Genomic DNA, 25686 nt, shown 5'->3' with positions numbered 1-25686 from the left:
TGTATTACTTGAATGAACAAAAACTGGATTGCCATCGATTGGGGAACCACTAACTTCCGTGCATTTTTAATGCAGGGTTCGCAGCCGATTTCCCGTATTAGTGAAGCCTGCGGGCTGTTGTCCGTAGAAAAAAATCAATTTGCCACCACGCTGCACAGCCTGCTGCAAAACTGGCTTGTGCAATATGGCAATTTGCCGATTGTGATGGCGGGGATGGTGGGTTCGCAGCAAGGCTGGCATGAGGTGCCTTACGCACCGCTGCCGTGCAGCGCAAGCGATTTATCTTCACGCACACTGGCTTTCACCACTCCCTGGGGAAGCCAGGCCTGGATAATTCCCGGTGCTAACGGCATCAGTCAGTTTGGGCAGCCAGATGTGATGCGTGGTGAAGAAGTGCAATTGTTAGGGCTGGCGGCACGCCATCCGGCAGACCAACTGAGCGCTTTGCTGCCCGGCACGCACAGCAAACACGCGCAAATGCACAACGGCGAAATAACGTCTTTCTCCACTTATATGACCGGAGAAATTTTCTCGCTGTTATCCCAACATTCGATTCTTGGCCGCGCTTTGCCGGAACAGCAGGATGACAAAGATGCGTTTCTGCTGGGCGTGAAAAACGCAAAACAGGGTGCGCCATTTACCCATTTAATTTTCTCAGCGCGCACGCGCCGCCTGACGGGTGAAATCCCTGAATCCAGCGTCCACAGTTATCTCTCCGGCTTAACGATTGGCTACGAATTACTGGCGTTGCCTGTTGGGCAACAGTCCTGGATCGTGGGCAGCCCGTCGTTAAGCGCTCGCTATCAGCTGGCGGCAAGCTTGCTGGATCTCAATCTTTCCCCTGCCAACGGCGATGACTGCTTCATTCATGGCCTGTGGCACCTCTTTACCCTGCTTCAAGGAAATCCGTCATGATCCCGGAAAATTTCATCGCCCTTTGGCAAAACGAGCCATTACCGCTGGTCGCCATTTTGCGCGGCATCACCCCTACCGACGCTGCCGAGGCGGCAGAAATCTTGCTGGAATGCGGCTTCAGTTATCTTGAAGTTCCGCTCAACAGCCCCTCCCCGCTGGAATCCATTTCCCTGATGCGCAAAGTCGTGGGTGAACGCGGTTACGTAGGCGCAGGCACGGTGCTGACGGTTGAGCAGGTTGATGCGGTTGCCGAATGCGGTGGGCAACTGATTATTTCTCCAAACTGCTGCCCTGATGTTATCCGCCACACCAGTAAACTCGGGCTAATCAGCATGCCGGGCATCATGACACCCAGCGAAGCGTTCAGCGCCATTGCCGCCGGTGCCAGCGCCCTGAAACTCTTTCCAGCCGAACATGTCAGCCCTGTGATAACCAAAGCTTTTCGCGCGGTGGTGCCACGTGAAGTGGCGTTGTTACCGGTTGGCGGTATTACGCCTGATGCCGCGCAAATGCGTAGCTACATGCAGGCAGGTGCCAACGGTTTTGGCCTTGGCGGCGGGCTTTATCAGGCAGGAATGAGCCTGACTTTGCTGCGTGAACGTGCGCAGGCTTATCAACACGCCTGGCGCAAGTGTGTGCAGTAACCCAGCAATAATTTACCAATAAAACTATAAAAGGTCTGAGCCCTGAACTCAGCCTCCCCTACAACTGGAGAACAACATGAGTGAATTAATAGAAAGAAAATCAGCGGACTCCACTGCTGAATCAAAGGTCTACAACAAGATTACCCGGCGGCTGATCCCGTTTTTAATTTTGTGTTATTTCTTCGCCTATCTGGACCGCGTTAACGTCGGGTTCGCCAAACTGCATATGCAGGATGCGCTGAATTTCAGCGATACGGTTTATGGGCTTGGCGCGGGCATTTTCTTTATTGGCTACTTTCTATTTGAGATGCCAAGCAACCTGCTGATGCAAAAATTTGGTCCGCGCTTCTGGATTGCTCGCATTATGGCAACCTGGGCGGTGCTCTCCGCTGGCATGATGTTCGTCACCACGCCCACACAGTTTTACGTGGTGCGTTTTTTGCTCGGTGTGGCGGAAGCCGGTTTCTTCCCAGGGATCGTGTTTTATCTCACGCTGTGGTTCCCGTCATGGCGCTCGGCCCGCACGCTGGGGCTGTTTATCCTGGTGACCCCGCTGTCGACCATTATTGGCAGCCCGCTTTCAGGCCTGATCCTCAAAGTGTTTGAAGGTGTCGGTCATCTGCATAACTGGCAATGGCTGTTTTTGGTCGAAGCGATCCCCTCCTTCTTGCTGGCCTTCGTGGTTCTGCGCTATCTCGATAACGACGTAAAATCAGCCAAATGGTTGAGCGATGCTGAGAAACAGGTCGTCATTAATGATCTCGCCAAAGACGCAGCCAACCGGGCGCTCGCCAATAAAGGCAAAGTGGACAGTAGCCTGAAAGGGATGCTGAAAAATGGCTATGTCTGGCTGCTGGCGCTGGTATTTTTCAGCTTCAACATTGGCTACTACGGCATCAACTTCTGGCTGCCGTCGATTATCAAAACCTCCGGTGTGAGCGACGATTTCCATATCGGCTTGCTGGCTGCCCTGCCATACGTCTTCGGTGCCGTATTTATGGTGTGGAACAGCCGTCACTCTGACCTGAAGCAAGAGCGCCGCTGGCATATCGCGATCCCGGCTCTGATTGGTTGTATTGGGCTGACGCTGAGCGCGTATTGCAGCGGTTCCACCTTCTGGATGATGGCGTGGATTTGCGTGGCGATGTCCGGCACCCTGGCGCTAATCCCAACGTATATCAGCCTCCCCGGCGCGTTGCTATCAGGCACTGCCGCCGCTGCGGGCATCGCCTTTGTTAACTCCATCGGCAACCTTGCCGGGTTCTTTGGCCCAACGGTACTGGGCTGGTTGAAAGACACCACCGGTCGCACGGACATCGGCTTATACATTCTGGCGGGCTTCCTGCTGCTGTGTGTGCCGCTCATCCTGACGCTACCCGCACGTCTGGCGAACCCGAAAAAAGTGATCGCTTCACCTGAACAGAACGATGCGCAGTCTGAAGCTGCCCATCACATTAGTCGTTAACGCGAGAAAGAGATTAAGCATATGAGTGGATGTGGCGGATGTGGCGGATGTGCCAGTTGTGGCACGCATTTCAACCCAATCCTTGAAGGTGACGACGGCGCGCTGAAACGGGCGCTGTATAAGTCCATGGGGCATACCGACGAGCAATTACGCAAACCGGTGATTGCCGTGGTTAACAGTTACACCAATGCCACCGCAGGCCATGCCAACCTGAATGAACTCACGGCAAAAGTGTTGGAAGGTATTGAAGAAGCCGGTGGCGTTGGCATGGTGTTTGGCACCATCGCGCCATGCGACGGGATCGCCGAAGGGCATCTGGGGATGCGCTATATTCTCGCCGCCCGCGAGGTGATTACCGCCTCCATCGAAGTGATGATGCGCGCCCACCGTTTCGACGGCATGGTATTGCTCGGTTCATGCGACAAAATTGTACCGGCAATGCTCATGGCCGCAGCACGGCTGGATATCCCGGCGATTATGGTCAACGGCGGCCCAATGTATCCAGCTGAATACAAAGGCAAACACTGGGACGGCAACATTGTTACCGAAGCCATTGGCTGGAAAAAACGCGGTGAAATCAGCGAAGAAGAGTTCGCTCATATAGAAAATATCGCAGAACCAGGGCCGGGTTCCTGCACCATGTACGGCACCGCGAACACCATGTGCTGTATTGGTGAAGTGCTGGGCATGAGCCTACCGGGGAGCAGTACCTTGCCTGCTGTCTCGCAAGAACGCAGGGATTGCGCCGTAGAAACGGGCCGTCAGGCGGTGGAACTGGTGCTAAATGGCGTGAATGCTCGCCAGATTATTACGGCAGAGTCCATTCATAATGCGATGGTTTATCTGCTGGCAACCGGTGGCTCAACCAACGCGATTCTGCATCTCCAGGCGATTTATTACGAAGCCGAGCTGGGCCATCTGCCGCTTTCAGCCTTTGACAAACTGAGCCACAAGGTTCCTTTGGTTGCCTCACTTTACCCAGCTTCTGAGCACGACATGATCGACTTTTGGGAAGCAGGCGGCGTGCAGGCAGTGGAGCATGAAATCAGCACACTGATGCATCTGGACGCACTGACTGTCGCGGGTAAAACCAAACGCGAATTGCATGCCGAAGGAAAACGCAGCCGCCGCCCGGAAGTCATCCATACGCTCGCGATCCCCGTGCGTAACGAAGCGGGCGTTGCCGTGCTTCACGGCAATCTCTCCCCGCTGGGTTGTGTGGTGAAACCGGCGGCGGTACCGGAAAACCTGATGGTATTCCGTGGCCCTGCGGTGGTGTTCAACAGCGAGCAAGAATCCGTTGATGCGATTATGTCCGGGGAAATCCAACCGGGCAGCGTGCTGGTGTTGCGTTATGAAGGGCCAAAAGGCGGGCCGGGCATGCCGGAAATGTACAAACCAATGAAATCGCTAGAAGGTATGGGGCTTTCCGATTCCTGTGCGCTGATCACCGATGGGCGTTTTTCTGGATCTAACCGTGGATTGTTCGTCGGCCATATTTCACCGGAAGCGGTGGACGGTGGCGAGTTGGGGCTGGTGGAGGACGGCGACGAAATCTCGATTGATATCCCAACGCGTATGCTGACGTTACACGTTTCCGAAGAAATCCTGGCGACACGTCGCGAAAACTGGAAGCCAGTGAACAAAGAAGTACCACGTGGTTTCCTGCGTTTGTATCGCCGTTGGGCGTTGCCCGCCGCGCAAGGTGCGGTGCTGGCAGACAGGGAGGATGACTAATGGCTAAGCACTTTACCGCGCAGGAAATTATTGGCGTTAACCCGATTACCGCGATGCCATTTACCACCAGCGGAGAGATTGACGAACGCAGTTTTGCGCGTCTGCTGGAACATCTCTCCACCAGTGGCGCGCAAGGCACTACGCTGTTCGGCATCGCCAGTGAGTTTCCAAAGTTGCATGACATGGAACGTGACCGCCTGGCGCAAATGTTTGTCTCAACGCTGGCAGGCAGCCCGCTTTATCGGGCGATGTCGGTCACCGACCACAGCACCGAACTGGCCGTTAAGCGTGCACGCTACTACGAAAAACTAGGCGTGGACGCGCTAATGCTTCTGCCACCTTTTTTCCTGAGCCCGAGCCCACAGGCAATTCAGGAGCATATTTTTGCGGTGCTGGAAGCGGTAGATATTCCGGTCATGGTGCAGTACGCACCGGGGGAAACCGGTCTGGCTATCACACCAGAACAGCTGGCCGCCGTCGCAGAACGCTACCCGCATGCGGTATTTAAAATCGAATGTAACCCGCCAGTGGATTACACTCGCGAGTTCTTAGCCAAAGCGCCACAGGCCAGCGTACTCAACGGTTACGCCGGGCTGTATATGCTGCAAATGCTGGCGGCAGGCGGCAAAGGCGTGATGCCTGGCTGTTCGTTTACCGAAGTCTACGTGCGTATTTATCGCCACTGGAAGAACGGCGAGCAACAGCAGGCTGAAGCTTTGCATCAGAAACTCCTGCCATACATTCAGCGCTGGATGACCCATTGTGAATACATCATTCAGGTTGAGAAAACGATTCTCGCGCGGCGCGGGATAATTGCGACCGACTACTGCCGCCGTCCCGGTTGGCAGTTGACCGCCGAAGATCAGCAGTTAATTGAACGGTTCCTGAGTGACTTCCCACTCTGATCAATTTGCCGGGTAAAAAGCAGCCAAAAAAAATGGGGAGCCAAAGCTCCCCATTCAATAGTGTAAAAAGTGCGGTATTACTGGACTTCTTTGATATCCAGTCGCAATTCGCGCGGCACTTCGAAAATAATGTTTTCTTCGCGTCCAACGAGCTCACGGGCTTCGCTGCCGCCGAGTTCACGCAGACGTGCCAGAACGTTTTGCACCAGAATGTCTGGCGCAGACGCTCCCGCAGTGACACCTACACAGCCAGCACCTTTAACCCACTCTTCCTGGATATCCGTCGCATCATCAATCAGATACGCCGCTTTCCCCATACGCTGTGCAAGTTCGGCAAGACGGTTGGAGTTAGAAGAGTTTTTCGAACCCACAACCAGCACCACATCAGCTTCATCTGCCAACGCTCGCACTGCTTCCTGACGGTTAGTGGTGGCGTAGCAAATGTCATCTTTACGCGGGCCGATGATTTTCGGGAAGCGTTTACGCAACGCGTCAATCACGTCAGAAGTGTCATCCACAGAGAGCGTGGTCTGGGTCATAAACGAAAGTTTGGCTTCGTTTTTTACATCCAGCTTGCTGACATCTTCCGGTGATTCGACCAGGTACATTCCACCTTTCGGGTTGCTGTACTGGCCCATGGTGCCTTCCACTTCCGGATGACCGGCATGGCCAATCAGAATGGATTCTTCACCACGACGGCTGGCGCGAGCGACTTCCATATGCACTTTGGTCACCAGCGGGCAGGTCGCATCAAACACCGTTAAATCACGGCCTTTAGCTTCGCTACGCACTGCCTGGGAAACTCCGTGAGCCGAGAAGATCAGGATTGCGCCATCTGGCACTTCACTGATTTGTTCGATGAAAATAGCCCCGCGCTCACGCAGGCTGTCTACCACGTAACGGTTATGCACCACTTCGTGGCGGACATAAATCGGCGCGCCGTAAATGGCCAGCGCGTTTTCAACAATGCTGATAGCGCGGTCTACCCCGGCACAAAAACCCCGAGGGTTAGCCAACAGGATCTGCATTCAACGCCTCCAGTACCGGGTTAACTTCCAGTACTTCGATATCAAAATGAATGGTTTGCCCGGCCAGCGGGTGGTTAAAGTCAACGGTGATGGAATCCCCGTTAACTTCACGCACGACGCCAGGCATCTCGCTGCCATCCATTGCGGTGAACAACATAATTGCACCCGGCACCGGTTCGCCCGCGTCGATAAATTCACGACGCGAGAAATACTGGATCATGTCAGGGCTTGGAATACCAAACGCCGACTCCGGTGCCAGAGAGAATGCTTTCTTGTCCCCTGCTTTCAAACCGACAAGCTGGTCTTCCATGCCTGGTGACAATGTTTCATCGCCCAGCGTGAAGAGTGCCGGTTTGCCATTATTGCGCGTTGACTCGGCAGTGGAACCATCTTCGAGTTTCAGCGTGAAGTGCACCAAAACTCTGCTATTGGCCTGGATAGACTCAGCCATGGATTACCCTTTTTGCTTTGCGGGCTTGTCGGAGGAGACAAAGAACCCCTCCAGAACAATCAGCGCCGCACCGATACAGATTGCCGTATCGGCCAAATTAAACGTGGCGAAGTGCCAGTCGCCGACATAAAAATCGATCATGTCGACCACAAAACCGTGCCACAAGCGATCAAACAAGTTGCCAAGTGCACCGCCAATAATTAAAGCATAGGCGATGTTATGCAGCTTCTGCGTGGCTTTGGAACGATACATCAGCACCGCCAGAATCACGCAAATACCGATGGCAATTCCTGCAAAGAACCAGCGTTGCCAGCCGCCTTTATCCGCAAGGAAACTGAACGCAGCACCGTAGTTACGGGCGTAATGCAGGTTCAGCGATGGGAACAGCGATACGGTGTCCCCCAGCATGAAATGCTGGAGGATCAGGTATTTGCTACCCAGGTCGACGATCAGAACCACGACCACCAGCCACAGCCAACGTAAACCAGTCGAACAAATCGATTTACTCATCAGGCAAACTTACGCTTTTCGCCGTCGCCGGCTACGTTGGTGACACAGCGGCCACAGATTTCTGCGTGTTCCGCTACCTGGCCGACGTCGGTGGTGTAATGCCAGCAGCGCGGGCACTTCTCACCGTCAGCTTTACGCAGAGCAATTTTCAACCCTTTGAGGATTTCGCTTTGCTGTGCGTCTTCAGTTGCCTGTGCATAATCGACAACATCCGCGCCGGAGGTCAACAGGACAAATCGTAATTCATCACCCAGGCTATTGAGCTTCGCGGCCAGGTCACTGTCGGCATACAGCGTCACTGCGGCTTCCAGAGAACCGCCCACACGCTTGTCAGCACGCGCTTGTTCGATAACTTTGTTCACTTCGCCACGCACGGTTAACAGCGTGTCCCAGTAATCATTGTTCATCGTTTCGCTATCAGCCAAACCGAACAGATCTTCGTACCATTCGCCGGTAAAGACGTATTTCTCACGGTTACCTGGCAGGTAAGCCCAGATTTCGTCAGCGGTGAAGGACATGATTGGTGCCATCCAGCGAACCAGCGCTTCTGCAATGTGGAACAGCGCAGTCTGGCAGCTACGACGCGCCACGCTGTCGGCTTTCGCGGTGTACTGGCGGTCTTTGATGATGTCGAGATAGAACGAGCCCATTTCGATGGAGCAGAAACGCATCAGGCGTTGCACCACTTCGTGGAAGTCGTAGTTTTCATAGGCTGCAAGGATATCGGCCTGCGCTTCTTGCGCACAGCCAACGGCCCAGCGATCCAGTTTCACCATCTCTTCTGGTTTCACCATATCGGTTTCTGGATTGAAGCCGTTCAGGTTCGCCAGCAGGAAGCGTGCGGTGTTACGGATACGACGATAAGCATCAGCAGCGCGTTTCAGGATTTCGTCAGAAACGGCCATTTCGCCGGTGTAATCCGTAGATGCCACCCACAGACGCAGAATATCCGCGCCCAGTTTGTTCATCACATCTTGCGGAGAAACGGTGTTACCGATGGATTTGGACATTTTGCGGCCCTGACCATCCACGGTGAAACCGTGAGTCAGTACCTGGCGGTAAGGCGCTTTGCCTTTCATCGCAGTCGAAATCATCAGTGAAGACATGAACCAGCCGCGGTGCTGATCCGAACCTTCCAGATACATGTCTGCCGCGTGGCCGTTGAATTCAGGGCGCACATCAACAACAGAGGAGTGCGTTGAACCGGAGTCGAACCACACATCCAGGGTATCTGGCACTTTGGTGTAGTTATCAGCGTCATCGCCCATGATGTCGCGTGGGTCGAGATCCCACCACGCCTGGATACCGTCTTGCTCCACACGTTTAGCGACTTCTTCCATCAGTTCCAACGTGCGCGGGTGCAGCTCTTCAGTGTCTTTGTGTACGAACAGAGACATTGGCACGCCCCAGGTACGCTGACGAGAGATACACCAGTCCGGACGGTTAGCGACCATCGATTCGATACGCGCCTGGCCCCAGTCAGGGATCCACTGCACGCCTTTGATCTCTTTCAGAGACTGCTCGCGCAGGCCTTTTTGATCCATGCTGACGAACCACTGAGGTGTCGCACGGAAGATGATTGGGGTTTTGTGGCGCCAGCAATGCGGGTAGCTGTGCAGCAGCTTTTCAACATGCAACAGTGCGCCTTTATCACGCAGGATATTGACCACAAGGTCGTTCGCTTTGAAGACCTGAACACCGTCCAGACCTTCATAAGTACCAGGCAGATAGCAGCCATCCGGGCCAACCGGGTTAGCCACTTCCAGGCCGTATTTCTGGCCAATGACGTAGTCGTCCGGGCCGTGGCCTGGCGCGGTATGAACGGCACCCGTACCGGCTTCCAGCGTAACGTGCTCACCCAGAATCGCTGGAACGTCGAAATCTAAGAACGGGTGTTTGAAACGCATCAGGTCCAGTTCTGCACCTTTCACGGTGCCCAGAACTTGCCATTCGGCGATACCTGCGCTTTTCATTACGCTTTCGAGCAAATCTTTTGCAACGATCAGTGCCTGGCCATCAACCTGTACCAGAACGTATTCAAATTCTGCATTCAAAGAAACAGCGCGGTTAGCAGGCAGTGTCCACGGAGTGGTGGTCCAGATAACCAGAGATACCGGGCCATTAACTTGCGTTGCGCCAAACTTAGCTTTTACCGCGTCGGCATCGACAGCCTGGAAGTTAACAAAGATGGACGGCGAAGTTTTGTCATAGTACTCAACTTCTGCTTCAGCCAGCGCTGAACGGCAGTCGACGCACCAGTGAACAGGTTTAGCCCCTTTATGCAGATGGCCATTGCCCACGATTTTGCCGAGCGCACGGATGATGTTCGCCTCGGTTTTGAAGTCCATCGTCAGGTACGGACGTGACCAGTCACCCAACACACCCAGACGGATGAAGTCAGCACGTTGACCATCAACTTGTTCTGCCGCGTATTTACGACAGGCTGCACGGAATTCCGCCGCAGACACTTTCTCGCCAGGCTTACCAATAAGTTGCTCAACTTTCAGCTCGATAGGCAGACCGTGGCAGTCCCAACCCGGAACATACGGAGAATCAAAACCGCTCAGTCCTTTGGACTTGACGATAATGTCTTTCAGAATCTTGTTTACTGAGTGACCAATATGAATGTTGCCGTTCGCGTATGGAGGGCCATCATGCAGAATGAAGGATTTTTTGCCTTTCTTTGCATTACGGATAATGCCGTACAGGTCATCATCATTCCAGCGAGCCAGCATGCCCGGTTCACGTTTAGCGAGATCGCCACGCATCGGGAACCCTGTTTCCGGTAAATTCAGGGTAGATTTAAAGTCACTCATTAGATTCTCGGTTCCGTTGTTAGCTTGCTCAGGTATTAGGCCCGAAAAATTCGCGGGCGGTTACCACATCTTTGGCGATTTGCGCTTTCAGTTCATCAAGCGAAGCAAACCGTTGTTCATTACGTATTTTTTTACGCAGCACCACATCAATATGGTGCCCATATAAGTCCATTGCAACGTCCAGCAAATGGACTTCTAACTGTTGACGCAAGCCCGCCACCGTTGGGCGTGTTCCAATGTTGGCAACGCCGGGTAGCAGTGTATCGCCAAGGCCTGCGACTTCTACCGCAAACACCCCTTTTACCGGGGATACCTGACGACGAAGCGGTAAATTCGCCGTTGGGAAACCAATGGTTCTGCCTAGTTCATCGCCGTGGACTACTCGCCCGGAGATGCTAAACGGATGACCCAGTAAACTCTCGGCCAGAGCTAAGTCGTCTTCGGCCAGAGCCTGACGCACCGCTGTACTGCTAATGCGCACGCCACCCTCGCAGAAAGTTTGCGTACTGGTGACATCAAAGCCAATATCCTGCCCAGCCTTCTGTAATAACAAGAAATCCCCCTGACGACCAGCGCCAAAGCGGAAATCATCCCCCACCGCGAGAAATTTTACCCCGAGGCGGTCAACCAACAGATCGCTGACGAAGTTTTGTGCAGTGAATGCCGCAAAGCGACGATCGAACCGTACGCATAGCACGTAGTCCACACCACATTCGGCCAGATAACGAAGCTTTTCGCGCAGACGTGTCAGGCGCGCCGGAGCTTTATCGCCCGCGAACAATTCAAGCGGTTGCGGTTCAAAGATCATGACCATCACCGGCAGATTGCGCGCACGCCCTTCCGCACACAGCCCTTTTAGCAGGGATTTGTGGCCTCGATGAACGCCATCGAAATTACCAATGGTGAGGACACACCCGTGGTGGTTCTGGCGTAAATTATGTATGCCGCGTATCAGCTTCATGGCTGGCTCAAAACAGTGGAAATCGGCGGATTATATCAATTACCGCGGTGAAGGTTAACCGGCGATTGCCCCCTTTGATATAAAGCCGTAAGGATTTCATTATGCTGAGGGGGTGTTTCAGTGCGAAGACGCGCTTTTGAACGAATTTTGTTAGCTAAAGGCTGTATTCGCAAGCCCGATGCTGGTAGAATCCGCACCATCACAACGTAAGAGGTGTCGTAAGTTTAGCGGCGCTTATTTGCACAAATCCATTGACAAAAGAAGGCTAAGAGGGCATATTCCTCGGCCTTTGAATTGTCTACATAGATCATATTTGGGAGTTGGACCTTGGCTAATATCAAATCAGCTAAGAAACGTGCTGTACAGTCTGAAAAGGCTCGTAAGCACAACGCAAGCCGTCGCTCTATGATGCGTACTTTCATCAAGAAAGTATACGCAGCGATTGAAACTGGCGACAAAGCTGCTGCACAGAAAGCATTTAACGAAATGCAACCAATCGTGGATCGTCAGGCTAGCAAAGGTCTGATCCACAAAAACAAAGCTGCGCGTCATAAGGCTAACCTTGTAGCGCAAATCAACAAACTGGCTTAATCGCCTTTCTGTTGTTAGCTTGAAAAAAACCGGCTTATGCCGGTTTTTTTATATCTAAAATTTGTCACTCACTTAAAGAGCGCAGAATAATCCCGGTTACATACGCGCTGCACTGCCGGATGCTGGATCATACGTTCCGCAAATATCGCGTGATACTCTTCCATCACATTCTCAACTCGCCCAATCTCAACAATGTTCTCATCGTTATAGATATCCTGACCGTACAGCGTCGGGGCAACGAAAATCGCATTGTGCGCAGCACCAAAGGCTTTCATCAACGCGGCATCATCAAACTCCCCAAGAATTTCAACGTTCAATCCCTGAGTGTTGATCCAGTTGAGGATCTTGCGCCCCAGCATCGAGCGGCGGCCTGGGATTAATAAACGTCGGGTTTCAAGACACGCCGGGAAAGGCAGCTCAGGTACTGGATTCTGAGTCCAGAAACTAACACCGCACTCACCGATTTTCACCGAGAACAGCCCTTCTTGCTGGGTTGAGTCAATCGGGCAATCGGAGATGATCATGTCCAGCTTGTGCTGGCTCAATTGCTCCAGCAGCATTTCATGAGTCGATTCAAAACAGCGCAGGTGGATTTGTTCATCTTCAACGACCGCCGCATCGAGCACGCCACTGACCAGACGTTTTGACAAGGCATCCGCAATCCCGACGTCAAACAACAGACTGGACTCTTTGCGATAGTTCACGATATCCAGCATTTCCTGGCTTAGGGTAAACATGCGATCCGCATAACGGAAAACGAGCTGGCCCAGTTCAGAAGGCTCGAGGCCACGCCCTTTGCGCTTAAAGAGTTTACCTTGCAGACGCTCTTCTAATGCTTTGATCTGGCCAGTGATGGTTTGTGGCGTTAAATAAAGTGCTTCAGCGGCACCGACTACAGAACCTTCTTTGCAGACATGCCAGAAGTAGTAGAGGTGGTTGTAATTGATGTGTGACATATTCGCTCCCTGATAAACAATCCATTCACTAACGGCTCCTTAAGGAGCCGTTAGTGGCAAAATTAATGATGCTGTAACTGCGAGCTGAAACGGCTTCTCAACATGCAGTAACCCACCACCGCCGAAAGCAGTGACCCCAATAAGATACCCAGTTTTGCCCAGGTAATCAGTGCCGGGTCTGCCCCGTCAAACGCCAGCGAGGCGATGAAAATCGACATGGTAAAACCAATCCCGCACAGCACACCGACCGCCATGATTTCCTTGCAGGTGGTTCCTTCTGGCAACGTCGCCAGCTTCAGCTTGAGAGCCGCCCAGCAAAACAGGCTAATGCCCAGAGGCTTGCCGATAAACAGACCCGCCATAATTCCCATCGGTAACAATGAGGTTAAGCCCGCAAACGTGACACCATCCAAAGAGACGCCCGCATTGGCGAAAGCAAACAAAGGCAGAATCAAGAACGCGACCCAAGGATGAAGCACGTGCTCAAGAGATTTTGCCGGTGAATGCCCGTTCACTTCTTTAAGCGGAATCAGGAAACCGATAATCACCCCTGCAAGCGTTGCATGGACACCGGATTTCAGCACTGCGGTCCACAACACCACACCGACCAGGATATACAAACCGGTACGGCGAACGTTGCAGATATTCAGCAAGGCCAGGATTGCAATGGCACCTGCGGCGACAGCCAGCGAAAGCACAGAAAGATCGTTGGTGTAGAACAGAGCAATGATAACAATCGCGCCCAGGTCATCAATAATTGCCAACGCCATCAGGAATACTTTGAGTGCAACCGGCACACGATTTCCCAGTAGTGCCAGAATACCCAACGCAAAGGCAATATCCGTTGCCGCCGGAATCGCCCATCCCTCACGAGTAACCGGGTCCTGGAAGTTGAACAGCAGATAAATTGCCGCAGGGATCACCATGCCACCCAACGCAGCAATCACCGGGAACGACGCCTGACGCATGCTGGCAAGCGAGCCGCTAACCATTTCGCGTTTTACTTCCAGGCCAACCATCAGGAAGAAGATGGCCATCAGCGCATCGTTAACCCATAACACCAGGTTTTTACTGATATCCAGCGCGCCAATGCGTACCTCAACCGGCGTTTCTAAAAACGCGTGATAAAAAGCGCTGGTCGCGTCAAGGTTGGCAAATATCATGGCCATCGAGGCAGCAATGATCAGCAAGATGCCGCTTGCGGCCTCACTGTGAAAAAATCGCTGTAATGTTTTGATCATCCCTTCATCTCCCAAACAAGCAGCAAAAAACAGTTAAGCCGCTAATAGGTTGTTAGAGTAATGGTTATGACACATCGATAAAAGTAGATTATATTGCATGAATAGATCGTAAAAAACGAAACTTACCATTCATTACGCTAATCAAAATGACGCATAAAAAAGCCTGAACCAAAGATATTCGATTCAGGCTTTTAACTGCACAAAGGAGAACGGTGTTTAGCGGGTTAAATCATCAAAGAATTTCTTCACGCCATCAAAGAAGCTCTTTGAACGCGGACTATTCTTCTCACCACTTGGCCCACCAAAACTTTCAGCCAGATCGCGCAGTAACTGCTTCTGCTTTTCGTTCAGGCTGACAGGTGTTTCCACCACAACGCGGCATAGCAGGTCGCCCTGAGCTCCGCCACGTACGGATTTCACCCCTTTGCCACGCATTCTGAACAATTTGCCCGTTTGCGTTTCGCCTGGAACTTTGAGATTTACACGGCCATCAAGCGTTGGCACTTCAATCTCGCCGCCCAATGCAGCCATTGCAAAGTTAATTGGCACTTCGCAATACAGGTTATTACCTTCACGCTCAAAGATTGGGTGTTGTTTAACCTGAACCTGAACGTACAAATCACCTGATGGTGCACCGTGCTCACCCGCTTCCCCTTCGCCTGCAAGACGAATGCGGTCACCGGTATCAACACCTGCCGGGATTTTCACCGACAGTGTTTTTGTTTTTTCTACGCGACCATGTCCATGACAGGTATTGCACGGATCTTTAATAATCGAACCGCGACCCTGACAGTGTGGACAGCTTTGCTGCACCGTGAAGAAGCCCTGGCGCATTTGCACCTGACCTTGCCCATGACACGTCGGGCAAGTCTGCGGCTTGGAGCCCGCTTTCGCGCCGCTACCATGGCAAACGCCACACTCTTCAAGCGTTGGGATGCGGATCTCTTTGGTGACGCCACGAACCGCTTCTTCCAGCGTTAAGTCCATGTTGTAGCGTAAATCGGCACCACGGGAAGCGCGTTGACGACGGCCACCACCGAAGATGTCGCCGAATACGTCGCCAAAAATATCGCCAAAGTCCTGGCCGCCACCACCAAATCCACCGTGACCGCCACCACCCATGCCGCCTTGCTCAAACGCAGCATGACCATACTGGTCGTACGCGGCACGTTTTTGCTCGTCGGTAAGGATTTCGTAGGCTTCTTTAATTTCTTTAAACTTCGCCTCAGACTCTTTGTCACCCTGATTACGATCCGGGTGGAACTTCATTGCCAGGCGTTTATAGGCTTTCTTGATTTCACGCTCTTCCGCGCTTTTCGGAACGCCTAAAACCTCGTAATAGTCTCTCTTCGCCATCTTTTTTGTCTGCCCCTAACATGCGTGCACGGGCGTAGAGGAAAACCTCGACGCCCGTGCCAGTTACAAACCGCTCAAAGGGCGATTATTTTTTGTCTTTAACTTCTTCGAACTCAGCATCAACAACATCGTCGTCTTTGCTAGCAGTGTTGCCAGCATCAGTCGCGTTGCCTGCTTGCTGTTCAGCGTGCTGTGCCTGAGCCAGTTCCATCAGTTTCTGAGAAACTTGTGCCAGTGCCTGCATTTTCGCTTCGATGTCAGCTTTGTCTTCGCCTTTCAGAGAAGTTTCCAGCGCGCTCAATGCAGACTCGATTGCAGTTTTGTCATCAGTTGGCAGTTTGTCACCGGCTTCTTCAACTTGCTTACGAGTGCTATGCAGCAAGTGATCACCCTGGTTACGGGTCTGAACCAGTTCTTCAAACTTACGGTCAGCTTCTGCGTTAGCTTCTGCATCACGCACCATTTTTTGGATTTCTTCTTCGTTCAGACCAGAAGAAGCCTTAATGGTGATTTTCTGCTCTTTACCGCTGTTTTTGTCTTTCGCGGAAACGTGCAGAATGCCGTCAGCATCGATATCGAAGGTCACTTCGATTTGCGGCATGCCGCGTGGTGCTGGGCTGATACCATCCAGGTTGAACTGACCCAAAGATTTGTTATCAGAAGCACGTTTACGTTCACCCTGAATCACATGGATGGTCACCGCAGACTGGTTATCTTCAGCTGTGGAGAACACCTGGCTGTGTTTAGTCGGGATAGTGGTGTTTTTGTTAATCAGTGAAGTCATGACACCGCCCATGGTTTCGATACCCAGAGACAGCGGGGTAACGTCCAGCAGCAGTACGTCAGTCACATCACCAGCAAGTACACCACCCTGAACAGCAGCACCGATTGCAACAGCTTCGTCCGGGTTCACGTCTTTACGTGGTTCTTTACCGAAGAACTCGGTCACTTTTTTCTGCACCATTGGCATACGAGTCTGACCACCCACCAGGATAACGTCCTGGATATCGGAAACAGACAGGCCAGCATCTTGCAGTGCAACTTTCAGCGGCTCGATAGAACGGTTTACCAGGTCTTCGACCAGGGATTCCAGTTTCGCACGAGTCACTTTGATGTTCATGTGTTTTGGACCAGTCGCGTCTGCTGTGATGTACGGCAGGTTCACGTCGGTCTGTTGAGCAGAAGACAGCTCAATTTTCGCTTTTTCAGCAGCTTCTTTCAGACGCTGCATAGCCAGTGGATCGTTACGCAGATCGATACCTTGATCTTTCTTGAACTCTTCCACTAAGTAGTTGATCAGACGGCTATCGAAGTCTTCACCACCCAGGTGGGTATCACCATTGGTTGCCAGAACTTCGAAGGTTTTCTCGCCATCAACTTCATCAATTTCGATAATAGAGATATCGAAAGTACCACCACCCAAGTCATAAACCGCGATAGTACGGTTGCCAACTTCTTTATCCAGACCGTAGGCCAGAGCCGCTGCGGTTGGTTCGTTGATGATACGTTTTACTTCCAGACCTGCGATACGGCCAGCATCTTTAGTTGCCTGACGCTGTGCATCGTTGAAGTATGCAGGAACGGTGATAACAGCTTCAGTGACTGGCTCACCCAGATAATCTTCAGCGGTTTTCTTCATTTTCTTCAGCACTTCAGCAGAGATCTGCGGAGGTGCCATTTTCTGGCCTTTTACATCAATCCATGCGTCGCCGTTATCAGCGCCGATGATTTTGTACGGCATGATAGCTTCATCGCGCTGGACTTCTTCGTCCTGGAAGCGGCGGCCAATCAGGCGTTTGATCGCGAACAAAGTGTTCTGCGGGTTAGTCACTGCCTGACGTTTAGCCGGCTGACCAACCAGAATCTCACCATCCTGGGTGTACGCAATGATAGAAGGAGTGGTGCGGTCACCCTCGGCGTTTTCCAGAACGCGAGCAGTAGTACCATCCATAATCGCTACACAAGAGTTGGTAGTACCCAGGTCGATGCCAATAATTTTACCCATCTAAACGTCTCCACTTAAAATTTGTCGTCATATGGTCGTGAACCTGTTATGCGGGCAAACAAGAGTCTTTCAACTGCCCAAACACGCTTTTTTTCAGGTCCATCAACTGCGGTTGCATACAAGATGGGGTCACTAAGCTCTCCATCAAGGGGCAAGGTAAAAAAAATTTTCATCTTCACACCTGTTTAGATCATGGACTCGGGACCTTCACCTGATTATGATGCCGCGCCCCGCAGCCCTTTCGCGGCTACGAGGCGCTTACATATATCCATTTTCAGACGAATTTTAGAGGAACTATGGGCAACACTAAGTTGGCTAATCCAGCTCCCCTGGGCTTGATGGGCTTCGGTATGACGACCATCCTGCTTAACTTGCATAACACCGGCATCTTCCCTTTTGATGTCAACATTCTTGCAATGGGTATTTTTTACGGTGGTATCGCACAAATTTTTGCTGGCCTGTTGGAATTTAAGAAAGGTAATACTTTCGGCCTGACAGCATTCACTTCTTATGGCTCTTTCTGGCTGACTCTGGTCGCCATTTTGATCATGCCTAAGATGGGCCTTGCAGACGCTGCAAACGCACACTTCATGGGCGCATACCTAGGTCTGTGGGGCATTTTCACCCTGTTCATGTTCTTTGGAACACTGGTTGCTTCCCGCATGCTGCAGTTCGTGTTTGCAAGCCTGACCGTTCTGTTCGCTCTGCTTTCTATCGGACACTTTGCTGATAGCGAAAGCATCATTCACGTTGCTGGCTGGGTGGGTCTGGTTTGTGGCGCCTCTGCCATTTACCTGGCGATGGGCGAAGTGCTCAATGAGCAGTTTGGCCGCACCGTATTGCCAATTGGTGAAAAACACTAATTCCCGCGTAGCGGTAGTGTGAATACAAAACGCGGAGCCAAGCTCCGCGTTTTTATTTATGAATGCTGTAGCGGCCGTTGAACCACTTTATCTTCATGCGTTAAATCATTTCGCAGCCAAACCCCCAGCCCCAGCCCAACCATCGACAGTGCCAGCACATACCAGGCGGGAGCCATTGGCGATACAGCCGATAACATGGTGACGAAGATAGGTGTCAGGCCACCGAAAATCGCATACGACATATTATAAGAGAACGAGATCCCGCTAAATCGCACTTCCGCCGGGAATGCTCTGACCATCACGAACGGCACAGCGCCGACGACTCCGACACTTAAACCGACCAGGCCATATAAAAAGAACAGATACTCAGGATGGCTGGCAGTCAGGTGATAGAACATCCAGCTGCATATCGCCAGCAACAAACTCCCGATAATAAAGGTTTTGCTCGCACCAATACGGTCGATAATCAGCCCCGCCACGATACAACCGATACACAGCATGACAATCGCAATACTGTTCGCCTGAAGCGTCAATGCTGGCGCGATACCCAATTGTTTTTGTAGCCAGGTTGGCGCCATTAATATGACGACCACAATCCCCGCGGACAGCAACCAGGTCAACAGCATCGAAACCACCACGGCTTTTTTATGGTTCACGATGACCGATTTCAACGGCAACTCTTCCGCCAGGGCTTTGCGTTGCTGCATCTCAATAAAGATCGGAGTCTCTTGCAACCAGCGGCGCAGATACATCGCCACCAGCCCAAAAATACCGCCCAGGAAGAAGGGAATACGCCAGCCGCCATCGTGAATGGCCTGCTGCGTCATCGAGGTATTAATAATGGTCGCGACAACAGAACCCAGCAAGATCCCCGCCGTAAGGCCAGCCGTTAACGTACCGCATGCGATCCCGATTCGTTTATAAGGGACATGCTCGGCAACAAATACCCAGGCACCCGGCACTTCCCCCCCGATTGCCGCCCCCTGGAGCACACGCATCAGAAGCAGTAATACCGGAGCGGCAATGCCAAGAGTTTCGTAGGTTGGCAACAGCCCAATCGCCAAAGTTGGCAACGCCATCAGCAAAATGCTCAGGGTGAACATTTTTTTACGACCGACAAGATCGCCAAAGTGGGCCATGATAATGCCGCCTAACGGACGAGCCAGATAACCCGCAGCAAAGATGCCGAAGGTTTGTAGCTGGCGAAGCCATTCAGGAATATCCGCAGGGAAAAAGAGTGCCCCGACGACAGTGGCAAAGAAAACAAAGATGATGAAGTCGTAGAATTCGAGGGCGCCACCGAGGGCGGCAAGAGTCAGGGTTTTGTAATCCTGACGATTCAGAGGTCTTGTGCGTTGTGTTGAATGTAATTGTTGTGACATAAGAACCTGCGCATGAAAATGAGTGTGGTTTTTAGTTTCCATTTTGCTGTAAAGCAAAACTTACTATAACGATCCCCACTCGACATGCCAGAGCCACTACATCTTATGTCACAAACAACCTATTTTTAGCTCTTTATTTCACGAATTGCGCTTTTAGGGCGAAAAGCTGCTACTACCTTGCTCTCAGTCTCGATATAAGGGCCATCCAGAAGCTGTATACAATACGGTACACTTGCGAATATTCCCGGCACGACAACGTTGCCATCAGCATCTTTGACGCCTTCGAGCGTTTCTTGAATCGATTTCGGCTGGCCTGGTAAATTCAGGATCAATGCCTGCTTACGGATAACACCAACTTGCCGCGAAAGAATCGCTGTTGGCACAAACTGCAGGCTGATCTGGCGCATCTGCTCGCCGAATCCGGGCATCACGCGGTCAGCGATGGCAAGTGTCGCATCCGGTGTTACATCACGACGAGCCGGGCCAGTGCCACCCGTGGTTAACACCAAATGACACGCCATCTCATCCACCAACTCACACAGCGCTTGTTCAATAAGCGGTTGTTCATCAGGGATTAAGCGGGTTTCGATTTGAAAAGGAGTGGTTAAGGTTTTTTCCAGCCAGTCAACAAGGGCCGGAATGCCTTTATCTTGATAGACACCGCTTGAAGCGCGGTCAGAGATGGAAACTAAGCCAATGCGTAAGGTATTCATATCATTCCCGGAGAGTCAAAACTTTAACGGAATGATACACGGCGAAGTGTGTTGCAGACAGGGTGAAACACTAAAAAGCGTGGCCGGAATGCTCCGGCCACACGAATGATTACAGCAGGTCGCCGATCATTTTTTCCAGTTTTTCCTGGTCGATAGCAAACTTACGGATGCCGTCAGCCAGTTTATCAACAGCCATCGGATCCTGGTTGTGGCTCCACAGGAACTCGGATTCTGTCATACGCTCTGGACGCGCTTTAACTTCGCCGGTGTAAGCCAGTTTACGCTCAACCGCACCTTCGCTTTCAGCCAGCTCTTTGAGCAGAGCAGGAGCGATGGTCAGGCGGTCACAACCTGCCAGTTCGATAATCTCACCCAGGTTACGGAAGCTTGCGCCCATAACAACGGTTTCGTAACCGTGTTCTTTGTAGTACTGGTAGATTTCAGAAACAGAAACGACACCAGGATCTTCTGCCGGTGCGTACTCTTTCTTATCAGTATTCGCTTTGTACCAGTCCAGGATACGGCCTACGAATGGAGAAATCAGGAACACGCCTGCTTCTGCACATGCACGAGCCTGAGCGAAGGAGAACAGCAGAGTCAGGTTGCAGTTGATGCCTTCTTTTTCCAGCTGTTCAGCGGCACGGATGCCCTGCCAGGTAGAAGCCAGTTTGATCAGGATACGGTCATTGCTGATGCCCGCATCGTTGTACATTTTGATCAGGCGTTTTGCTTTAGCGATGCTGGCATCGGTGTCATAGGACAGACGCGCATCAACTTCAGTAGAAATACGACCCGGGATCAGTTTCAGGATTTCCAGACCAATATTCACCGCCAGCTTGTCAGTTGCATCCACAACTTGCTGTGCATGAGAGCTGCTCTGCTCACGCGCCCAGCTAACCGCATCATCAATCAGTTTGCGGTATTCTGGAATTTGCGCAGCATTCAGAATCAGAGATGGGTTGGTGGTAGCATCTTGCGGTTGATACAGCTTCATTGCCGCAATATCCCCGGTGTCCGCAACAACTGTGGTTAGCTGACGCAGGGAGGTCAATTTATCCGTCATGATAGTGTTTCTCGTTAGGTGGAACTTGTTAGGGGGATGTAACCGGTCTGGCCTGATGATATCACGACGTAAGTCAGGTGCAACCGCAGTGATACATCGGTAGGAACTGAACGCTAAACTGGTAAATCCAGTGTATTATTCCCCAGCAATGTAAAGGACTATATGCGGCCACAATGCCTGTAACTCAAGCAAACGAGAGATGTTAATGGCAGATTTTTTTCTGTTTATCAATGAAATACTCTGGGGTTCAATCCTCATCTATTTATTAGTCGGGACGGGCCTTTGGTTCACCTGGCGATGCGGTTTTGTACAATTTCGTTATCTGACGAAATTACGTAGCCTCATCATGTCGAAAAATGAGGCCGATCCTTCCGGAATTTCCTCATTTCAGGCACTTTGCACAAGCCTTGCCGCACGCGTGGGTAGCGGCAACCTTTCGGGTGTCGCACTTGCCCTAACGCTTGGTGGCCCCGGCGCTATTTTCTGGATGTGGGTGGTTGCCATGCTCGGTATGGCGACGTCCTTTGTTGAATGCTCCCTTGCCCAGCTTTATAAAACTCGCGACGACGAAGGCAATTACCGCGGCGGCCCAGCCTGGTATATGGAACGCGGTCTGGGAATGCGCTGGATGGGCGTGATGTTTTCCATCTTCCTGATGATTGCCTTTGGGCTTATTTTTAATGCGGTGCAAGCAAACTCAATCGCCAACGCGGTGAACATTGCTTTTGGCATCCCTAAAACCTGGATTGGCATCGGGCTCGTTGTCTTAACGGCAGGCGTTATTTGGGGAGGGATGCGTGGCACTGCGCGCATCTCACAATGGCTGGTTCCGTTTATGGCGCTTATCTGGGTGTTAATGAGCCTGGTGGTCATGGCGATAAACATTGAGCGTTTGCCAGATGTCGTTTCTCTGGTGTTCAAAAGCGCGTTCGGCTGGAAAGAAGCGGCATCTGGCGCTCTGGGGTTCACCATCAGCCAGGCGATCACCAACGGTTTCCAGCGCGGAATGTTCTCTAACGAAGCTGGAATGGGTTCCTCACCTAATGCGGCTGCAGCCGCTTCGGCATGGCCTCCGCACCCCGCTTCGCAAGGGTTGGTGCAGATGTTTGGCGTGTTTATCGATACGATAATCATCTGTTCTGCTACCGCGGGAATCATCCTTTTTTCAGGAATTCTGGATACGCCCAACGCGAACATGAATGGCATCGCACTGGTTCAACAAGCACTGAGCAGTGTGGTTGGCTCGTGGGGAGCCGGGTTCATTGCGTTTATTGTTATGCTGTTTGCGTTCACATCAATAATCGCTAACTATGCCTATGCAGAAAACAACTTGATGTTTCTGCAACAAAAAAGCCCATTCGCCACCGTTTTATTCCGCTGCCTTGCGCTCGTGATGGTCATGTTTGGCACCCTTTCGCCATTACCGTTAGTCTGGCAAATGGCTGACGTGGCAATGGCATTTATGGCTGTCACCAATCTCACGGCGATTTTGCTGCTCTCACCCGTCGCCCGCGAGCTGAGTAATGATTATCTGCGCCAGCTGCGGCTCGGCGTGACGCCAGTTTTTGACCCGAACCGTTTTCCGGAAATTAAAAGCCAGCTTGCACCGGGTATTTGGGACACACCAAAGCCCCCTGAAACCAAGCGCTAATCGCAACCATTGGCGGATACTATCCGTAAATTTGCTACCATGTAGCCAAAATATGTCGAGTGACATCGCGGCGGCAAGGAACAGATATGCTCATTCTAATTTCACCTGCAAAAACATTGGATTATCAAAGCGATCTTCCTACCGATCGTTTTACCCAGCCCGAACTGCTGGATTATTCGCAGCAGTTGATCGCGGTGGCGCGCAAACTTAGCGCACCGCAAATTTCATCACTAATGCACATTAGCGATAAACTGGCATCGCTGAATGAAACCCGTTTTCACGAATGGCACCCAGATTTCACGCCGCAAAATGCGCGTCAGGCTATTCTGGCATTCAAAGGCGATGTATATACGGGCTTACAAGCCGAAGAGTTTAGCGATGCAGATTTCGATTTCGCCCAACAGCATTTACGCATGCTCTCCGGCTTATATGGCGTGTTGCGCCCACTGGATTTGATGCAGCCATATCGTCTGGAAATGGGCATTAAGCTTGAAAATCCGAAGGGCAAAGATCTGTATCACTTCTGGGGCGACACTATCACCGAACAGCTGAATCAGGCGCTGGCAGCTCAGGGCGATAATATCGTGATTAACCTGGCATCGGATGAGTATTACAAATCGGTAAAACCGAAAAAGCTCAAAGCAGAAATTATCAAGCCAGTATTCCTTGATGAGAAGAACGGTAAATTCAAAGTGATTAGCTTCTACGCCAAGAAAGCTCGCGGTTTGATGAGTCGCTACATCATCGAAAATCGACTCACCAAACCTGAACAACTGACCGGCTTTAATACAGACGGATACTTCTTTGATGAGGCCGCGTCGGGTAAAAATGAGTTAGTGTTTAAGCGCCACGAACAGTAAAACAAAACGCCAGCGCTATGCTGGCGTTTGATTTAGTGATGTTTGTAGTGGCCGTTGTGATTACCGTTGTCATGATGATCTTTATCATGATGCCCCTTGTCATGGTGATCATTGTCATAGTGATGATCATGCGGATGCCATCTGTTATCACGCCACTCATAGTGATCATCCCACCAGCCACGGTCGCGCCAGTGGTCACCGTCCCAGTAGTTTCCCCCACGGTCCTGATCGCCAATTTGCAGTTTCACTGCCGGAATAAGTGTGATTTCAGAAGCCTGCACAGCCATCGGAGTCACCACCAGAATCGATAATGCCAACATCATTGATTTCAACATAAGTCACTCCTTACAACATTCACACCCGCTATGGGTTGTTAAGGAGAGCATATGCCGAATAAGTCAGTGTTGTTATTATCCGCAATCCTAATCTGCAATCTCCCGCATTTAATGGGAATCCCTCCTTTTTCCCTCCTTTTTTATTGCACAATTTCTCCATGATTCAGGCCCACAGTGAAAGGCCTGACAGCCCTTTTCCCATATTGACTTATTTTGTCAAAAGCGTACTTTTTAGGACATGAAAACATTTTTAATTATTGTCCCTGACGGCGGAATGCTGTTCGAATCCGCTGGGATTGCCGATATCCTGATGCAGGCCAATCGCTTACAGACGGAAGGTCTGTCAGAACCTCGCTATCAGATAAGCCTGGCGACCACTCAGGTTCACCAGGTTATCCACGGTCAGTCCGGGCTAAATTTGTTGGCCGACCATCGCCTGCACGAACTGGATCCTTATGAACCCCGAGACACCATTATGATCACGGGACGAGGATTAAATGAGCAGGAAGGTACGTCGGTGGTCGACTGGCTAAAGCTTGCAGCACCTCACGCCCAGCGCATTGTTTCCATCTGTGGCGGAGCGCTGCTTCTGGCGCAGGCAGCACTCCTTAACGGTCGCCGTGCAACAACCCACTGGCGATTGCTCGAAACCATGCAATCCACCTGGCCGCTGGTCAAAGTCGAAAGTGGCCCGCTCTATCTTCAGGATGGTCCCATCTGGACTTCCGGTGGCGTAAGCTCAGGCTTTGACCTGACCCTTGCGCTTATCGAAGAAGATTATGGCTTTACGCTCGCTCGCGACGTAGCACAGGAGCTGGTGATGTTTCTTCGTCGCCCAGGCGGACAGTTGCAATTCAGTCGTTATCATCTCCAGCAAAGCGACGCCTCCACTCCGATAGGCCAATTGCAAAACTGGCTACTTGAGAATCTCTCCGCCGATTTGTCAGTTGAGAAACTGGCTGAGCGGGTAGCGATGAGCCCCCGAAACTTCACTCGTGTTTTCACCAAAGAAACGGGTGTCACCCCAGCCCGCTACGTTGAAGAAGCTCGTCTTGCCGCCGCCCGGCATCGCCTTGAGCAAACTAAAGAAACGCTCGATCAAATTGCGAGCAAAGCCGGATTTGGCAACACCATCACCCTGCGCCGCGCCTTTGAGCGCCAGTTACATCTCACTCCAGGCGAATATCGCGAACGCTTTCACTGCCGTAAAATGGCGTGAATTGATCCTTTTTTGTCGT

24 protein-coding genes are annotated in these 25686 nt (G+C 51.7%); 10 read left to right on the top strand and 14 right to left on the bottom strand.

Features of this window, described 5'->3' with window-relative positions; all coding sequences use genetic code 11:
* Nucleotides 1–12 precede the first annotated feature (12 nt).
* The 5 genes from OH773_RS03190 (at nt 13) to OH773_RS03170 (ending at nt 5666) form a co-directional block, all read left to right on the top strand.
* A complete protein-coding gene (locus tag OH773_RS03190; RefSeq protein WP_270142954.1) occupies nt 13–915 on the top strand; it encodes a 2-dehydro-3-deoxygalactonokinase in 903 nt (300 codons plus the stop codon).
* Complete coding sequence (locus tag OH773_RS03185; protein ID WP_270142952.1) at nt 912–1559, top strand: 2-dehydro-3-deoxy-6-phosphogalactonate aldolase; 648 nt, start codon at nt 912–914, stop codon at nt 1557–1559. Before OH773_RS03190 ends, OH773_RS03185 begins: the two co-directional genes overlap by 4 nt.
* A gap of 76 nt (nt 1560–1635) precedes the next feature.
* Nucleotides 1636–3024, top strand: a complete 1389-nt coding sequence (locus OH773_RS03180; protein ID WP_270142950.1) for an MFS transporter — start codon at nt 1636–1638, stop codon at nt 3022–3024.
* Between the two features lie 21 nt (nt 3025–3045).
* A complete protein-coding gene (gene ilvD, locus OH773_RS03175; protein WP_270142948.1) occupies nt 3046–4761 on the top strand; it encodes a dihydroxy-acid dehydratase in 1716 nt (571 codons plus the stop codon).
* Nucleotides 4761–5666 carry a dihydrodipicolinate synthase family protein gene (locus OH773_RS03170; RefSeq protein ID WP_270142946.1) on the top strand — a complete coding sequence of 302 codons (906 nt, stop codon included), beginning with the start codon at nt 4761–4763 and terminating at the stop codon, nt 5664–5666. The genes ilvD and OH773_RS03170 overlap by 1 nt, the downstream gene beginning before the upstream one ends.
* A 77-nt stretch (nt 5667–5743) precedes the next feature.
* On the opposite strand, the gene ispH is transcribed toward OH773_RS03170, so the two are convergent.
* Genes ispH through ribF form a run of 5 tightly spaced genes read right to left on the bottom strand, consistent with a single transcriptional unit; the run spans nt 5744 to nt 11432 of the window.
* Nucleotides 5744–6694 (bottom strand): 4-hydroxy-3-methylbut-2-enyl diphosphate reductase, encoded by a 951-nt coding sequence (gene ispH / locus OH773_RS03165; protein WP_270142944.1) that lies wholly within the window; start codon nt 6692–6694, stop codon nt 5744–5746.
* Nucleotides 6675–7145, bottom strand: coding sequence for an FKBP-type peptidyl-prolyl cis-trans isomerase (gene fkpB / locus OH773_RS03160; RefSeq protein ID WP_183270657.1), 471 nt, complete (start codon nt 7143–7145; stop codon nt 6675–6677). The genes ispH and fkpB overlap by 20 nt, the downstream gene beginning before the upstream one ends.
* Before the next feature lie 3 nt (nt 7146–7148).
* Nucleotides 7149–7655, bottom strand: a complete 507-nt coding sequence (lspA, locus tag OH773_RS03155; protein WP_183270658.1) for a signal peptidase II — start codon at nt 7653–7655, stop codon at nt 7149–7151.
* On the bottom strand, nt 7655–10471 hold the full coding sequence (gene ileS, locus OH773_RS03150; protein ID WP_270142941.1) for an isoleucine--tRNA ligase: 2817 nt from the start codon (nt 10469–10471) through the stop codon (nt 7655–7657). The genes lspA and ileS overlap by 1 nt, the downstream gene beginning before the upstream one ends.
* A 28-nt stretch (nt 10472–10499) precedes the next feature.
* Complete coding sequence (gene ribF, locus OH773_RS03145) at nt 10500–11432, bottom strand: bifunctional riboflavin kinase/FAD synthetase (RefSeq protein ID WP_270142939.1); 933 nt, start codon at nt 11430–11432, stop codon at nt 10500–10502.
* 327 nt (nt 11433–11759) lie between these two features.
* On the opposite strand from ribF, the gene rpsT reads away from it, so the two are divergent.
* A complete protein-coding gene (gene rpsT, locus OH773_RS03140; RefSeq protein ID WP_034459390.1) occupies nt 11760–12023 on the top strand; it encodes a 30S ribosomal protein S20 in 264 nt (87 codons plus the stop codon).
* A 68-nt stretch (nt 12024–12091) separates the two neighbouring features.
* Here rpsT and nhaR read toward each other — a convergent pair whose 3' ends face one another.
* The 5 genes from nhaR to OH773_RS03115 all read right to left on the bottom strand — a co-directional run bounded on the left by nhaR (nt 12092) and on the right by OH773_RS03115 (nt 17754).
* Nucleotides 12092–12979, bottom strand: coding sequence for a transcriptional activator NhaR (nhaR, locus tag OH773_RS03135; RefSeq protein ID WP_270142933.1), 888 nt, complete (start codon nt 12977–12979; stop codon nt 12092–12094).
* Nucleotides 12980–13041: 62 nt separating this feature from the next.
* On the bottom strand, nt 13042–14217 hold the full coding sequence (gene nhaA, locus OH773_RS03130; protein WP_270145661.1) for a Na+/H+ antiporter NhaA: 1176 nt from the start codon (nt 14215–14217) through the stop codon (nt 13042–13044).
* A gap of 219 nt (nt 14218–14436) precedes the next feature.
* On the bottom strand, nt 14437–15576 hold the full coding sequence (gene dnaJ / locus OH773_RS03125) for a molecular chaperone DnaJ (RefSeq protein ID WP_270142931.1): 1140 nt from the start codon (nt 15574–15576) through the stop codon (nt 14437–14439).
* An 85-nt stretch (nt 15577–15661) separates the two neighbouring features.
* A complete protein-coding gene (dnaK, locus tag OH773_RS03120; protein ID WP_270142929.1) occupies nt 15662–17581 on the bottom strand; it encodes a molecular chaperone DnaK in 1920 nt (639 codons plus the stop codon).
* A 14-nt stretch (nt 17582–17595) separates the two neighbouring features.
* Nucleotides 17596–17754: a hypothetical protein gene (locus OH773_RS03115; RefSeq protein WP_270142926.1), complete on the bottom strand. Its 159-nt coding sequence runs from the start codon at nt 17752–17754 to the stop codon at nt 17596–17598.
* 123 nt (nt 17755–17877) lie between these two features.
* On the opposite strand from OH773_RS03115, the gene satP reads away from it, so the two are divergent.
* The gene (gene satP / locus OH773_RS03110; RefSeq protein WP_270142924.1) at nt 17878–18444 is read left to right on the top strand and encodes an acetate uptake transporter; all 567 of its coding nucleotides are present in this window, start codon (nt 17878–17880) and stop codon (nt 18442–18444) included.
* A 56-nt stretch (nt 18445–18500) separates the two neighbouring features.
* On the opposite strand, the gene OH773_RS03105 is transcribed toward satP, so the two are convergent.
* The 3 genes from OH773_RS03105 to tal form a co-directional block, all read right to left on the bottom strand.
* On the bottom strand, nt 18501–19826 hold the full coding sequence (locus tag OH773_RS03105) for an MFS transporter (RefSeq protein WP_270142922.1): 1326 nt from the start codon (nt 19824–19826) through the stop codon (nt 18501–18503).
* 125 nt (nt 19827–19951) lie between these two features.
* Nucleotides 19952–20539: a molybdopterin adenylyltransferase gene (gene mog / locus OH773_RS03100; RefSeq protein WP_270142920.1), complete on the bottom strand. Its 588-nt coding sequence runs from the start codon at nt 20537–20539 to the stop codon at nt 19952–19954.
* 109 nt (nt 20540–20648) lie between these two features.
* On the bottom strand, nt 20649–21602 hold the full coding sequence (gene tal / locus OH773_RS03095; RefSeq protein ID WP_270142918.1) for a transaldolase: 954 nt from the start codon (nt 21600–21602) through the stop codon (nt 20649–20651).
* 205 nt (nt 21603–21807) lie between these two features.
* On the opposite strand from tal, the gene OH773_RS03090 reads away from it, so the two are divergent.
* A complete protein-coding gene (locus OH773_RS03090; protein WP_270142916.1) occupies nt 21808–23253 on the top strand; it encodes an alanine/glycine:cation symporter family protein in 1446 nt (481 codons plus the stop codon).
* An 86-nt stretch (nt 23254–23339) separates the two neighbouring features.
* Nucleotides 23340–24113 (top strand): peroxide stress protein YaaA, encoded by a 774-nt coding sequence (gene yaaA, locus OH773_RS03085; protein WP_270142914.1) that lies wholly within the window; start codon nt 23340–23342, stop codon nt 24111–24113.
* A 32-nt stretch (nt 24114–24145) separates the two neighbouring features.
* Here the strand turns inward: yaaA and OH773_RS03080 are convergent, their stop codons facing one another.
* Nucleotides 24146–24448, bottom strand: coding sequence for a DUF2502 domain-containing protein (locus tag OH773_RS03080; RefSeq protein WP_270142912.1), 303 nt, complete (start codon nt 24446–24448; stop codon nt 24146–24148).
* Between the two features lie 238 nt (nt 24449–24686).
* Between OH773_RS03080 and OH773_RS03075 the strand changes: the two genes are divergently transcribed.
* Entirely contained in the window at nt 24687–25667 is a 981-nt protein-coding gene (locus OH773_RS03075; protein ID WP_270142910.1) for a GlxA family transcriptional regulator, read from the top strand.
* Nucleotides 25668–25686 lie beyond the last annotated feature (19 nt).

It is taken from the genome of Buttiauxella sp. WJP83, assembly GCF_027594725.1.
GTDB lineage: Bacteria > Pseudomonadota > Gammaproteobacteria > Enterobacterales > Enterobacteriaceae > Buttiauxella > Buttiauxella selenatireducens.
The sequence above is the reverse complement of the archived record's forward strand: the minus strand, read 5'-3'. Positions and strand labels throughout refer to the sequence as shown.

Coding starts and splice junctions, on each gene's coding strand:
- OH773_RS03190 (WP_270142954.1), top strand. CDS start 13: ATGAACAAAAACTGGATTGCCATCGATTGGGGAACCACTAACTTCCGT.
- OH773_RS03185 (WP_270142952.1), top strand. CDS start 912: ATGATCCCGGAAAATTTCATCGCCCTTTGGCAAAACGAGCCATTACCG.
- OH773_RS03180 (WP_270142950.1), top strand. CDS start 1,636: ATGAGTGAATTAATAGAAAGAAAATCAGCGGACTCCACTGCTGAATCA.
- ilvD (WP_270142948.1), top strand. CDS start 3,046: ATGAGTGGATGTGGCGGATGTGGCGGATGTGCCAGTTGTGGCACGCAT.
- OH773_RS03170 (WP_270142946.1), top strand. CDS start 4,761: ATGGCTAAGCACTTTACCGCGCAGGAAATTATTGGCGTTAACCCGATT.
- ispH (WP_270142944.1), bottom strand. CDS start 6,694: ATGCAGATCCTGTTGGCTAACCCTCGGGGTTTTTGTGCCGGGGTAGAC.
- fkpB (WP_183270657.1), bottom strand. CDS start 7,145: ATGGCTGAGTCTATCCAGGCCAATAGCAGAGTTTTGGTGCACTTCACG.
- lspA (WP_183270658.1), bottom strand. CDS start 7,655: ATGAGTAAATCGATTTGTTCGACTGGTTTACGTTGGCTGTGGCTGGTG.
- ileS (WP_270142941.1), bottom strand. CDS start 10,471: ATGAGTGACTTTAAATCTACCCTGAATTTACCGGAAACAGGGTTCCCG.
- ribF (WP_270142939.1), bottom strand. CDS start 11,432: ATGAAGCTGATACGCGGCATACATAATTTACGCCAGAACCACCACGGG.
- nhaR (WP_270142933.1), bottom strand. CDS start 12,979: ATGTCACACATCAATTACAACCACCTCTACTACTTCTGGCATGTCTGC.
- dnaJ (WP_270142931.1), bottom strand. CDS start 15,576: ATGGCGAAGAGAGACTATTACGAGGTTTTAGGCGTTCCGAAAAGCGCG.
- dnaK (WP_270142929.1), bottom strand. CDS start 17,581: ATGGGTAAAATTATTGGCATCGACCTGGGTACTACCAACTCTTGTGTA.
- OH773_RS03115 (WP_270142926.1), bottom strand. CDS start 17,754: ATGAAAATTTTTTTTACCTTGCCCCTTGATGGAGAGCTTAGTGACCCC.
- satP (WP_270142924.1), top strand. CDS start 17,878: ATGGGCAACACTAAGTTGGCTAATCCAGCTCCCCTGGGCTTGATGGGC.
- OH773_RS03105 (WP_270142922.1), bottom strand. CDS start 19,826: ATGTCACAACAATTACATTCAACACAACGCACAAGACCTCTGAATCGT.
- mog (WP_270142920.1), bottom strand. CDS start 20,539: ATGAATACCTTACGCATTGGCTTAGTTTCCATCTCTGACCGCGCTTCA.
- tal (WP_270142918.1), bottom strand. CDS start 21,602: ATGACGGATAAATTGACCTCCCTGCGTCAGCTAACCACAGTTGTTGCG.
- OH773_RS03090 (WP_270142916.1), top strand. CDS start 21,808: ATGGCAGATTTTTTTCTGTTTATCAATGAAATACTCTGGGGTTCAATC.
- yaaA (WP_270142914.1), top strand. CDS start 23,340: ATGCTCATTCTAATTTCACCTGCAAAAACATTGGATTATCAAAGCGAT.
- OH773_RS03080 (WP_270142912.1), bottom strand. CDS start 24,448: ATGTTGAAATCAATGATGTTGGCATTATCGATTCTGGTGGTGACTCCG.
- OH773_RS03075 (WP_270142910.1), top strand. CDS start 24,687: ATGAAAACATTTTTAATTATTGTCCCTGACGGCGGAATGCTGTTCGAA.